Raw genomic sequence first — 11,581 nt, forward strand, 5'->3', positions numbered from 1 at the left:
ACAAAAGTCTATTGATTTTCCAAATAGAAAATTTAAAAAAAGGGTTGATTTATAGGTAAAACATACGTATAATATAGACATATATAATCTCTTTTGCAGCCCTTGCGATATGACTGATCACAATCCGATCCTTCCCGAAGATGCGCGTATTGTCCGAATCAAAGACACAGAGTACGTTGCAATCCATAAGTATTGGTGGGATAAAGAAAAAAAGCGGGGCCAACAAAAAAGGCGATATATTGGCAAGCTTGTTGATGGAAAATTTGTTCCGAACGCAGCTTATGCGGCAGAGCTGAAGCTGACCCGTGTCAAAAAGACCACTGATAAGCGTCAGAAATTTGATCATGACAAAACGTTCGGAACAACCGCACTCCTTACTCAAGCAGCAGAAACCTCGGGTTTAACTGATGATTTGAAGAAAGTTTATGGTGAGGGGAAGGCCGCCATGATGGTAAGCCTGGCGGCATATCAAATCATCAAAAACACTACTTCACAGCATAGATTCAAGATTTTTTCTGATACTAACGCCTTGCCAGCCGGTCTTCCAGACAATATCGAGTCTCAAAGACTAAGTGAGTTATCGCAGGATATTGGCTCAGATACAGCTTCATTAAATCGGCTCTTTGCTCTTCGGGCCAAGCGTCTTCCTGAAACAGAATATTTATCATTCGACAGCACACGAATCGCGTCTGAAAGCCGATCTCTGACAGATGTACGAAAAGGAATTAGTAAACGCGGAGGCTACGAAAACCAGATTGGTTTGGCGCTCCTCTACGGTCATAATTCTGGTGTTCCCCTGATGTTCAGGCGATTCGCCGGAAACGTGCCAGATATAGTCACTATGCATGACCTTCTGACTCGATGGGAAAACATCGGAGTCAGTAAAAAAATTATCTCAATTTTTGATCGGGGCTATTGCAGCCGTGAGAATCTTCGGCTGCTCTGCAAGAACAAGCATCACTTCATCATGGCTGCCAAAACTGATCACTCCTTCATCAGGGACGCCATCGAAGATAATCTTCCCGCTTTCTGGGATATGACGAACAACGTTCGCGGTCACAACCTGACCGCTGTTCAAACCCAGGTCACAATACCAGGCACGAAAGAGGACCCAAAATCATGTAGTGTTTGGGTGTACATCTATTACAGTCTTGCAGTTGCAAATAATGAGCAGGATAAATTTTTATCTGATTTGGTAACCTTTGAAGAAGACTGGATTAACGGGTTAGCCAGCCCTGATTCCAAACTTTTGAGATTCTATGAAACACCTGATAGTGAACCCGGTAAAAAGCCTCTGATCAGAAACAATGATGCTGTCAATGAAAAGGTCAGATACATGGGATTCTTTTCAATGATCAGCGATCGAAAACTTGAGTCGAAAGAAATCCTGGAGATCTACAGAACGCGCGACTGCATCGAGAAATGCTTTGGGGTTATCAAGACTGATGTTGGTTTTACAACTACAAGGGGACACTCCGACGTTTCTGTTAATGGACGTCTCTTGTTAGCCTTCATCGCTGCCACAATTGTTTCCTGGCTCATCAAAGCCATGAGTGTTGAAGTGAAAATAGGGAAGAAATCCTATGCACCTCTGCTTGACGAATATTCTCTCATGGAGCTGCTGGAAGATGTGGGGCAGATCCGTTTCTATAGCTCATCAACAGGAAAAGTTTGGCTCGGGGAAATTTTAGGTCGCCACAGACTCGTTTTTGAGCGACTCGGACTGGAAAACTGCCTCCTGAATCCCGCTATGTATAAGTAAATCGGGAATTCAGGTAGGATACCTGGCATCTGATTTCAAACCCCAGGCGGATAGTGGCAATCAGCCCATCTGCCTGGGGTTTTTAATTGCCCCCGGTCATGAAATAACTATAAACATTTAAATCAGACACGGTTTTAGACCTTTCAGAAAATATTGGGTAGAATAATTAAAGAATAATTCACTAAAACAAAACTTTTAAGTTAATCCCCCGTTTTTCAGATTATGGTTTTGAAATAAGAGCCGGTTTTCAGATCGCCGGTCGGAAGATAGAGTGAACATTTTCCCCTGTCACTTTTGTCTTCTAAGTATTTTGACCGGTTGGTTATTTAAAAGACTAGTCCAAATTAAATATCCGGAATCTGCGGATATTTATGAAAGAAACGATATCTATCTGATGCGGCACGACTAAAAGGACAAGGAAAAAGATGCTGAACGAAAATAAGCAGCTCGATGCAAAGATTCAGAAAGCCCGGGAACTCCAGCGTCAGACTGAGGCTCTGATGAAGGACATTAAGCGTACGGCCATCAAGGAAATCCACCAGTATATGGCCCGCTATAACATCACGCTCGAGGAGCTTGGCGCGACTGCCGCTTCGAAGACGAAGGCCGCTGCTCCGGCTGCCGACCAGCAGCCGAAGAAGGCTGTTAAGCGCGTCAAGGTGAGCCCCAAGTATCAGAGTGAGGATGGTCTGCAGACCTGGACCGGCCGCGGTCTGAAGCCGAAGTGGCTGAAGGCTGAGCTTGATGCCGGCCGTAAGCTCGAAGACTTCCTGATCAAGACGGAATAAGAAAGCGGTGACAGACTGCTCATTGTTTCTTCCGAATATCCAATTCTTTAAGGGAGAAAACTGTGTGGCATGACCTGCTATACCGGACAGTTTCTGTCGTCACCTGTTTCCTGGTCGGTTATGTCGGCTATCGGATTCTGCACGCGCTCGGATTTGCGTAGAGTGTGAGAGGGGCCCGGGAGTCAGACCTTTTACGGCCGGGCGGCAGGAATGCTTTAAAAAGCTGAATTTCCGCAGTGAAAGCTGCGGGATTCAGCTTTTTTATTGCCTGCGAAGCCCTCTATGGAATTGATCCTTCTCTTCTTTTAAAGAATTCTGTTTTTTTTGCTGTCAGGAAGTTGTCTGTGAAATAGCGGGTTTTTGTATTGGAAGTAATCCCGGAAGTTTAAGGCGCCTATTTTCGGGGAAGCGTTTTCCGGATCAGCTGATCCGCGTGAGATTTTCTGACCTGACGGAGGAACCAGAAGGGGGAAGGGAAAGAGCGCTATTCCTCTGGCCTCAGTAGCCGGTGTGGCGACAGTGCCGGTGTGTATACATTCGGGGCGCCTGGACCGCAGGATAAAAAATCCCCGGTTCATCATCTGAGCCGGGGATCAAGCAAGTTTCATTGTGCCGGAGAGTTTTCCGGCAGCGGGAAGAAGATTACTTCGCCTTCTTCAGCGGGTGAACCATGTTCGCCGGGACAACCGTCGCGTCGAACTCTTCAGGCGTGCAGACCTTGAGAGCGAGGGCAGCATCGCGGAGCGACAGGTCGTTCTCGTGAGCGTAGTGAGCAACCTTGGCGGCGTTCTCGTAGCCGATCAGCGGAGAGAGAGCCGTGACGTTCATCAGGGAGCGATTGAGGAAGTAATCAATCTTTTCCTTGTTAGCGGTAATGCCGTCAACGCAGTGCTCAGCGAAGGACACTTCAACGTCGGCGAGCAGACGGATGCTCTGCAGCAGGTTGTAAGCGATCACGGGCTTGAACACGTTCAGTTCGAAGTTGCCCTGAGAAGCGGCGAAGCCGATCGCGGCGTCGTTGCCCATCACCTGGACAGCAACCATCGTGACAGCCTCACACTGGGTCGGATTGACCTTGCCCGGCATGATGGAGGAGCCCGGTTCGTTCGCCGGGATGTTCAATTCGCCGAGGCCGCAGCGGGGGCCGGAAGCGAGCCAGCGGATGTCGTTCGCAATCTTCATCAGGTCAGCGGCGAGGCCCTTCAGGGCGCCTTCGAGGAACACGACAGCGTCGTGGCTCGTGAGGCCGTGGAACTTATTGGGATCGGAAACGAACTTGAGGTCGGTGGCGCGGGAAATTTCAGCAGCGACGAGGACGTCGTAGCCTTCCGGAGCGTTCAGGCCGGTACCGACAGCGGTGCCGCCGATGGCGAGTTCACGGCAGGAGTCGAGAGCCTTGAGGATCTGGGCCTTGCTGTGGTCGAGCATCGAAACGTAGCCGGAGAATTCCTGGCCAAGCGTCAGCGGCGTGGCGTCCTGAAGGTGCGTACGGCCGGTCTTGATGATGTCCTTGAAGGCTTCAACGCGGGACTGCAGAGAGCCGCGCAGACGATCGATAGCGGGGATCAGCAGCTTCTCAACTTCATACACAGCCATGATGTGCAGAGCGGTCGGGAACGTGTCGTTCGAGGACTGGCCGCGGTTCACATGGTCGTTCGGGTGAACGATGTTTTCCTTCTTCTCGTGAGCCTTGTCGCGGAAGTTGCCGCCGAGGATTTCGGTGGCGCGGTTCGCGATGACTTCGTTCATGTTCATGTTGGACTGCGTGCCGGAGCCGGTCTGCCAGATAGCGAGCGGGAAGTTGTCAGCAAGCTTTCCGGAGAGGATCTCGTCGCAGGCCTGGACGATCGCGTTCTTGCGGCGGTCATCGAGATTGCCGAGCTCGTTGTTCACAACGGCGGCGGAACGCTTCAGATACATGAAGGCGCGGGTGATTTCAGCCGGCATCTTTTCCGTGCCGATCTTGAAATTCTGATAGGAGCGCTGGGTCTGGGCAGCCCAGTACTTCGAGTTATCAACCTTTACTTCGCCGATGGAGTCATGCTCAATACGAAAATCGTCCATGAAGAAATCTCCTCTCTCTGTAAAAAAACCGAGTTGGCGGCCGGGTCGGCTGCAACTAGGTATAGACGTAAACTGAATGGGTATTTTAGGTGAATATTGGCAATACGGAAGGAGTATAGGGTTAATAATTAGTAAAAATTGCGGCAAACCAAAGAAATTAGGTAGATTTACTCAGATAAAATTTCCCGGCATTAAAGCGGGACATATAGATAAGGTATTGATATTATTTTATTTTTAATAAATTGCTTAAAAAATGAGCAATTTTAGGTTATGCAGAGCATCCGCAGTGCACAGGGATAGATTCAGGGGCTGGCGGGGAGTGTGACAGAAAAAACGGGATCTTTTGTATACCTTATTGGGTATAAAAATATGCGCTTCTAGGAGGGGGAGTGAATTGCGGCAGAAAATTCCTGCCAAATGAATTAGATAAAAAGTACTAGCAAAAGACCCGGTAAAGCGGTCAGCTTTGTCCGGATCTTTTAAAAACAGCAGGTTACATCAGGGCAGCTGTTTTTCGACCTTCGCGATACGGGCCTTGGCGGAGATCAGTGCCATCATGACAGTGGGATGCTTCGCCGTGAAGACTTTCAGGCACTTCGCCCATTCATCAATCGCTTCGCGCGTTTCCCAGTAGGTCACCGTGATCCATTCGGACTCACCTTTGGCGTCTTCGATACCGAGAAACCCGGGGGCGTTTGCCACCGTTTCCTTGATGTAGGCATTCAGCTTCGTGAAAATGTCCTCAGTGCCAGGCGACACAATGGTCGTGAAATTGAGGGCGTAGTAAGGGGGCTTGGGAGTTTGTGCCGGCATTTTTTTCAGTTCTTATGAATGGGAAACATGCCTGCATATTACCGGAAAGCCGAAGACCTGAAGCACCGCTCTTTTTTTCGAAAAGTATCAGGTCGCTTATAGTGTGGTGTCGTTAACCGCAAAAGAAGGATATCGCTACGCCATGATGACGCTTGATCGGATCCGTGAGAAGAAGGCCTTTCTGATTGATATGGATGGGGTGATCTATCACGGGAAATTTCTCCTCCCGGGGGTTCCTGAATTTATCAGCTGGCTTCGCGAGGAAGGAAAACTCTATCGGTTTGTAACGAATAATTCGTACTTTACGGCGGCGGAGCTTTCAGAGCGGCTCTGCGCGATGGGGATCGACGAAAGACCTGAGCACTTCTATACGAGCGCTATGGCAGCGGCCTCATTCTGTTCTCATCAGGCAGATGACCCTTCCGCCTGGGTGATTGGGGCCAATGGACTTTATTCCGCATTGGAAGCGGCAGGGGTCCGAATTACGGACGAGAATCCTGAATTTGTCATAGTCGGGGAATCTGAGAAAGAGTACACGTGGCAGGCGATTGAAAAAGCAGTGAATCTGGTTGTGAACGGAGCCAGGCTGATCGGTACCAATGCTGACCTGGCGGGGCCCGGTTCCTATGGTCTGGTTCCGGCAACCGGGGCCATGATTGCTCCGATTGAGAAAGCGGCCGGCCGGAAAGCTTATTTTGTCGGGAAACCGAATCCGCTCATGCTTCGCCGCGTGATGGACAGCCTCGGAGTGCACGCGTCGGAGTCTGTCATGGTCGGCGACTCGATGGGTACGGATATTCTCGGAGCACTGGAAACCGGCATGGCCACGGTTCTCGTCCTTTCAGGGATGACCTCCGAGCATGACATCCGTAAATATGCCTTCAGACCGGACGTGGTGCTCCAGGGGGTCGGATCGATACCGCCCGTTACAGAAGACTGAGCCGGTTTCAGGTTATCCAAAGAAAAGCCGCTATAGTATTTTGTAAACGGAGTTCCGGCGTCAGTTACCGGACTCTCCGCATCTGTGAGTAAAGGTGGCTTATATGGAAAACGTTGACAAGACGCAGGAAGAGAGGGATCCGGTATCAGCCGCGGAATCCTTTTCCCGGGAAAAGCCGGCTGCACCGGCTGCCGATGCAGCGGCAGCGCCCTCCCTGAAGGTTGAGGCCGGTGACGGGAAAACAGCGCCCAGTATCCACCTTGAAGAAGATGCGTCTGATGCGCTGAAAACAGAAGCGGGGGGCGGAAACGGACTCCCGCCTGGCGGTACCGCGGGTTCCCTGACGGCGGTGCCCGAACCGGAGCCAAAGCCCGAAAGATCAAATCTTCCGGCAGAGCTTCCGAAGTCTTCTCAGCAGACTCCTCACCCCAAGGGGACGCTCGCTCAGCTCTGGGATCTCTTCTGGGATACGTTCCAGAACCGCTACTGGAAATTTTCCGGCCGCGCGAACCGCACCGAATTCTGGACTTTTTTCCTTGGCGGACTCTTTGTGAGCTCGATCCTGAATGTTCTGGCTTCTCAGCCTTTTATCGGTTTCTTCGCGGCCCTTGCCTCAGCCGCCTGGTGGATCGTGACGCTCGTTCCGACCTGGACCGTTGCTTTCCGGCGGCTTCATGACGCCGGACGCTCAGGATGGTGGATCACCGCGCCGCTTATCGTGATGTGCGCGCTTTTTATCCTCTTCCCGATTTCGCTGTTCTTCAGTTTCTTTACTTTTGTGGCGCTGGGGCCGGTCTGTTTCATTACAGGGGTGCTCTTTGTAATCGTGCTGATTTTCTGCGCGCTGCCTGGTGAACGGAAGGCGAACCGCTGGGGTGAACCGCCGGAAGATCTGCGAATTTTCTGATTATTTCTTTTTATCCGGAAGAGGGCTGGGCGCTCTCTCCCGGCGAGTGAATTCATGAAGCCAGCCGCTGCGCTATTTGATTTTGATGGAACCCTTGTGGATACGGAGGGACCGGACTGCGCGCTGATCTCCCGGATGCTGCTTGAGGTTGGAATCCGGAAGACACCGAACGAAGTAATGAAAGACTTTATCGGGCTTCCCAGAACGGAAATTGAGGAGGCAATTCTCGCGCACTATGGCGTGCAGGTGCCTCTTGACTGGCATCCCCGCTATATCGAGGAAAGATCAAAGCTTGAGGACCATATGATCGTCACGCCGGGAATAGAAGATGCGCTGCGCCGCCTTCAGAATTCGGGTGTACAGCTCGGCGTTGCCTCAAACAGCTACGAGCCCCGGCTGAAGCGGGTGCTCGCGAAATCCGGTCTGGAAACCTGGTTTGGCGATCGGCTCTTCCATCTTGATCAGGGCAGCCGCAGAAAGCCGGCCCCGGATATCTATCTTTTTGCCCTTCGGTCCCTTGGCATCAGTCCTGAGGAAGCGGTTGCGGTTGAGGATTCTCCACTGGGTGTCCAGGCGGCCGTCGCGGCAGGTATCCGCTGCATTGGATTTACGGGACATAACCATGTGGGAGAGGCAATCGATCAGGAGCTTCTACAGGCTGGGGCTTTCGTGCTTGAGCCGGATATGGGGAAGGTGGCGGACCTCATTCTGAAGGGGTGAGATTCCAATCGCGTATTGGGTCTCCTCCGATGTATGGGATTTCCGTATAGTTAGGAAAGAGAAAGAAATTTTTCACCTTGAAGTCACACGCGGAGCGGAAGCCGGCTGTGCGCCTCGTCCGTTCCACTTATTAGGAGAAATGGCATGTCGATCACCCCAGTATCTGAACTTCCGCCGGTTCCCGAGCGTGTTGAAGAAGCGATGCGGAGGCTCTCTGCGTCAGAGAGCGTGAAGTCGCTTTTGGAAGCGATCCGTCAGGATGACGACGCAACGCGCGATCAGCAGATTGAGATCTGCGAGGTTCCGGCGCCTCCCTTCAAGGAAACCAAGCGGGGAGAGCTCCTGCTGTCACTTTTCCGTCAGTATGGGCTGAAAGATGCCTATGTAGATGAAGTCGGGAATGTTCTCGGGCTTCGCCGCGGTACGGGGAACGGTCCCGTGGTGCAGATCGCGGCTCACTTGGATACGGTTTTCCCCGAGGGGACGGATGTCACCGTGAAGAAGGATGGGAATACTTACCGCGCGCCCGGCATCTCAGACGATACCCGTGGCCTTGCATCCATGCTCTGCGTTCTCCGACAGCTTGATCAGCTGAATATTCAGACTGTCGGCAGCATTCTCTTTACAGCGAGTGTCGGTGAGGAAGGAAACGGCGATCTCCGCGGGGAAAAGCATATTCACTTTGAGAAGAAAGTCCCGGTGGATGGCTTCATCGGGATTGACGCGGCGGATGTGAAGCGGATTCTCGCTGGCGCCACCGGCTCTCACCGCTGGCTGATTTCGTATGATGGCCCCGGCGGCCATTCTTTCCATAAGTTCCGCATCGCTCCGTCCGCGATTCACGCGATGGGCCGTGCCATTGCCAAATTCGCGGATCTGCCGGTTCCAGAGGATCCCCGTACTACCTATAACCTCGGCACGATCAAGGGCGGCACAATTGTGAACGCGGTGGCCGCTCACTGTGAGGCACAGCTTGACCTTCGTTCCGGCGGTAATGATGAGCTGCTGAAGCTTGAAAAGACGGTTCTCGCGTGTTTTGATGAGGCGCTCGAGGAAGAGAACCGCCGCGCGAACGCCGAGGGCGATATGAAGCTGAAGCTGACAAAGAAGCAGATCGGCAGCCGTCCGGCAGGTGTTGCTGATGATCTGAGTCCGGTGATTCTTGCGGCTCGTGCCGCACAGGAAACTCTGGGCATTCCTCTGACCCGCTATGCCAGCGCGTCAACCGATCACAATGTCCCGCTGTCGCTTGGCATTCCGTCAACCACGCTTGGCGCGGGGGGCGTGGAAGGGAATAACCACGCTCTTGACGAATGGTGGACGCAGGAAGAAGCCTGGAAGTCTCCGCAGCTCGTGGCGCTGACCGCACTGCTGCTCGCCGGTGTGGACGGGCTGACGGAGCCGACGCTTCCGAAGCGCGCCTGATCGTATCAGACCAACAAAAACGGCATAGTCCAGAGGACTATGCCGTTTTTGTTTGAAGCAATCCCGGATTACTGCGCGGTCCGTCCCCAGGCGGTAGCGGGTACCGCGCCGTTTGAGGTGTCAGACTCAAAGGTATTGCAGGTATTCGGGTTCCCGGAGTTATAGCCGCGCTTGAACCAGTAAAGGCGCTGGGCTGAAGTCCCGTGCGTGAAGCTGTCAGGCACAACCCGCCCGGTCGCTTCTTTCTGCAGACGGTCGTCACCGATAGCGGTGGCGGTATTCAGGGCCTTTTCCAGGTCGCCAGACTCGAGAACACCGTCCCGCTTCATGTAATTGCCCCAGACGCCGGCAAAGCAGTCAGCCTGAAGCTCAACCTTGACGGAAATCCGATTGGCGTCCGCCTTGGATCCCTGGCTCTCCAGTTTCTGAGCCTTTTCACTGATGCCGAGAAGATTCTGTACGTGGTGCCCGACCTCGTGCGCGAGCACGTAACCCAGCGCGAAGTCACCGCCGCCGCCGAGTTTCTTCTTCATATCCTCGTAGAAAGAGAGATCGATATAGACCTTCTGGTCAGCAGGGCAGTAGAAGGGGCCCATCGCGCTTTGGCCATAACCGCAGGCGGTCGGTGTGGATCCCGTGTAAAGAACCAGTTTGGGAGGTGTGTAGCGGCTTCCGGCCTTCTGGAAAATTTCGCCCCAGGTATCTTCCGTTGTCTTCAGAGCGACACCGGTGAAATCCGCGAGCTCCTTTTCTTCAGCGGTCGGCTGGTAATTGGCGGCCGGCGCGGAGGACGTGGTCTGAGTCGGTGCAGCGCCGTTCAGAAGCGGTGTAAGGTCGATGCCGTAGTAACCCGCCACGAGCACGACGACAAGAAGCAGAATGCCGCCTTTTCCTCCAATCGGAGGGAGACCGCCGCCTCCGCCTGACTGCCCGCGTCGGTCTTCAATGTTGTCGCTTGATTCTCGGTTACGCCATCGCATTGTTTTTACCCCGGCTAAGAATAATTGGGGGAGCCATCGCGCCGCGGGCTCCCTGAAAATCATTTTAGCGGATGGCGTTTTAGTGGAAAAGATTGATTTTCAAGTGCAAGTTTCCGGATCTCATTTCCATCTGTAAAAAAGATCCGGATACGCTTGTTTATCTGTAATACGGCTTCTAGAATACAGAATAATTTCTGTATACAGTCTTTTTACGAAGAACTATGAACTTCCTCTCGATGAAGTACTTTACGACGGTTGCACGGATCCGAAGCTTTACCCGCGCAGCAGCCGAACTGAAGATCACACAGCAGACGCTGTCCGCTCATATCGCCGGCGTCGAGAAGGAGCTTGGCTGCACGCTCCTGGTCCGCCATGTGCCGCTCGAACTCACCTATGCCGGTGAAGTATTCCTGCGTTATGCGGCCGGATTTCAGAAGAATTACGAGCAGATGGTGATGGAGCTGAATGACATCAGCGAGAATCACAGCGGACTCATCAAAGTCGGCGTCGGCTTTACGCGCGGTCTCGCGATCATGCCGAACCTGATTGAGGAATTTCAGAAGAAGTGGCCGAATTACGAGATTCAGCTCGTAGAGGTCACGAACGAGGAACTCACGAAGCTGCTGGCGGAGGGAGATCTGGATCTTGCGATCGCAACCTTCCCGGATATGGCGGCGGATATTGAGGTGAAGCCTTTCTATCGGGAAGAAATGGTTCTCGCGATCGCGAAGAGTCTGGTTGAAGAGCGTTTCCCGGGGAAGCGCGCTGAACTCGCGGCGGCAATCCGTCAGGGGGATCTCTCGATGCTGGGCACTTTCCCGTTTGTGATGGGAAAGCCTGAGGACATTTCGGGCGGCATTGCCCGGGACTTCCTGCATCGCAATAACCTGCAGCCTCAGGTGAAGGCACGGTCAGACAATATCGGGACACTGCTCGCGCTCTGTCTCCGCGGGGTCGGTGCCTGCTTCTGCCAGGCGAATTTCATCCGGATGACCCTGACACCCGAAAACGTGAATCAGCTCGATATTTTCAGACTGCCCCGCGAAGCGACATACGAAATCCGATTCGGTTTCCCGAAGCAGGCGTATCAGCGGAAAGCCGTGAAGGCATTTATGGAAACGGCGCTTCAGCTGGTGCCTAAGCCTGAAGAAGACTAAGTGATACGCTGAGAGGCACACGATC

Annotated in this window: 10 protein-coding genes; 7 read left to right on the forward strand and 3 right to left on the reverse strand. The window is 52.8% G+C overall.

Annotation, left to right across the window (positions count from 1 at the left end):
• The first annotated feature begins 109 nt into the window (after nucleotides 1–109).
• Together M4NBBH2_RS06730 and M4NBBH2_RS06735 are read left to right on the forward strand one after the other, a co-directional pair.
• Nucleotides 110–1,762 (forward strand): IS1634 family transposase, encoded by a 1,653-nt coding sequence (locus M4NBBH2_RS06730; RefSeq protein ID WP_116269242.1) that lies wholly within the window; start codon nucleotides 110–112, stop codon nucleotides 1,760–1,762.
• A gap of 425 nt (nucleotides 1,763–2,187) precedes the next feature.
• Nucleotides 2,188–2,550 carry an H-NS histone family protein gene (locus tag M4NBBH2_RS06735; RefSeq protein ID WP_116270226.1) on the forward strand — a complete coding sequence of 121 codons (363 nt, stop codon included), beginning with the start codon at nucleotides 2,188–2,190 and terminating at the stop codon, nucleotides 2,548–2,550.
• A 642-nt stretch (nucleotides 2,551–3,192) separates the two neighbouring features.
• Here the strand turns inward: M4NBBH2_RS06735 and fumC are convergent.
• Both fumC and M4NBBH2_RS06745 read right to left on the reverse strand, forming a co-directional pair.
• A complete protein-coding gene (gene fumC / locus M4NBBH2_RS06740) occupies nucleotides 3,193–4,614 on the reverse strand; it encodes a class II fumarate hydratase (protein WP_116270227.1) in 1,422 nt (473 codons plus the stop codon).
• 498 nt (nucleotides 4,615–5,112) lie between these two features.
• Complete coding sequence (locus M4NBBH2_RS06745) at nucleotides 5,113–5,427, reverse strand: antibiotic biosynthesis monooxygenase family protein (protein ID WP_116270228.1); 315 nt, start codon at nucleotides 5,425–5,427, stop codon at nucleotides 5,113–5,115.
• Between the two features lie 142 nt (nucleotides 5,428–5,569).
• Between M4NBBH2_RS06745 and M4NBBH2_RS06750 the strand changes: the two genes are divergently transcribed.
• The 4 genes from M4NBBH2_RS06750 (at nucleotide 5,570) to M4NBBH2_RS06765 (ending at nucleotide 9,419) form a co-directional block, all read left to right on the forward strand.
• Nucleotides 5,570–6,367: an HAD-IIA family hydrolase gene (locus M4NBBH2_RS06750; protein WP_116270229.1), complete on the forward strand. Its 798-nt coding sequence runs from the start codon at nucleotides 5,570–5,572 to the stop codon at nucleotides 6,365–6,367.
• A gap of 103 nt (nucleotides 6,368–6,470) precedes the next feature.
• Nucleotides 6,471–7,274, forward strand: coding sequence for a DUF805 domain-containing protein (locus M4NBBH2_RS06755; protein WP_116270230.1), 804 nt, complete (start codon nucleotides 6,471–6,473; stop codon nucleotides 7,272–7,274).
• A 54-nt stretch (nucleotides 7,275–7,328) separates the two neighbouring features.
• Nucleotides 7,329–7,994 carry an HAD family hydrolase gene (locus M4NBBH2_RS06760; RefSeq protein WP_116270231.1) on the forward strand — a complete coding sequence of 222 codons (666 nt, stop codon included), beginning with the start codon at nucleotides 7,329–7,331 and terminating at the stop codon, nucleotides 7,992–7,994.
• A 144-nt stretch (nucleotides 7,995–8,138) separates the two neighbouring features.
• Complete coding sequence (locus M4NBBH2_RS06765) at nucleotides 8,139–9,419, forward strand: M20/M25/M40 family metallo-hydrolase (RefSeq protein ID WP_116270232.1); 1,281 nt, start codon at nucleotides 8,139–8,141, stop codon at nucleotides 9,417–9,419.
• 68 nt (nucleotides 9,420–9,487) lie between these two features.
• On the opposite strand, the gene ypfJ is transcribed toward M4NBBH2_RS06765, so the two are convergent.
• Nucleotides 9,488–10,399 (reverse strand): KPN_02809 family neutral zinc metallopeptidase, encoded by a 912-nt coding sequence (gene ypfJ / locus M4NBBH2_RS06770; protein ID WP_116270233.1) that lies wholly within the window; start codon nucleotides 10,397–10,399, stop codon nucleotides 9,488–9,490.
• Between the two features lie 221 nt (nucleotides 10,400–10,620).
• Here ypfJ and M4NBBH2_RS06775 point away from each other — a divergent pair, with 221 nt between their 5' ends.
• Nucleotides 10,621–11,556, forward strand: coding sequence for a LysR family transcriptional regulator (locus M4NBBH2_RS06775; RefSeq protein ID WP_116270234.1), 936 nt, complete (start codon nucleotides 10,621–10,623; stop codon nucleotides 11,554–11,556).
• Nucleotides 11,557–11,581: the final 25 nt, after the last annotated feature.

This window comes from Mesosutterella multiformis, assembly GCF_003402575.1.
GTDB lineage: Bacteria > Pseudomonadota > Gammaproteobacteria > Burkholderiales > Burkholderiaceae_F > Mesosutterella > Mesosutterella multiformis.

What these genes read in the sequence shown, in the direction of transcription:
- M4NBBH2_RS06730 (WP_116269242.1), top strand. Translation starts at nt 110, where the DNA reads ATGACTGATCACAATCCGATCCTTCCCGAAGATGCGCGTATTGTCCGA.
- M4NBBH2_RS06735 (WP_116270226.1), top strand. Translation starts at nt 2,188, where the DNA reads ATGCTGAACGAAAATAAGCAGCTCGATGCAAAGATTCAGAAAGCCCGG.
- fumC (WP_116270227.1), bottom strand. Translation starts at nt 4,614, where the DNA reads ATGGACGATTTTCGTATTGAGCATGACTCCATCGGCGAAGTAAAGGTT.
- M4NBBH2_RS06745 (WP_116270228.1), bottom strand. Translation starts at nt 5,427, where the DNA reads ATGCCGGCACAAACTCCCAAGCCCCCTTACTACGCCCTCAATTTCACG.
- M4NBBH2_RS06750 (WP_116270229.1), top strand. Translation starts at nt 5,570, where the DNA reads ATGATGACGCTTGATCGGATCCGTGAGAAGAAGGCCTTTCTGATTGAT.
- M4NBBH2_RS06755 (WP_116270230.1), top strand. Translation starts at nt 6,471, where the DNA reads ATGGAAAACGTTGACAAGACGCAGGAAGAGAGGGATCCGGTATCAGCC.
- M4NBBH2_RS06760 (WP_116270231.1), top strand. Translation starts at nt 7,329, where the DNA reads ATGAAGCCAGCCGCTGCGCTATTTGATTTTGATGGAACCCTTGTGGAT.
- M4NBBH2_RS06765 (WP_116270232.1), top strand. Translation starts at nt 8,139, where the DNA reads ATGTCGATCACCCCAGTATCTGAACTTCCGCCGGTTCCCGAGCGTGTT.
- ypfJ (WP_116270233.1), bottom strand. Translation starts at nt 10,399, where the DNA reads ATGCGATGGCGTAACCGAGAATCAAGCGACAACATTGAAGACCGACGC.
- M4NBBH2_RS06775 (WP_116270234.1), top strand. Translation starts at nt 10,621, where the DNA reads ATGAACTTCCTCTCGATGAAGTACTTTACGACGGTTGCACGGATCCGA.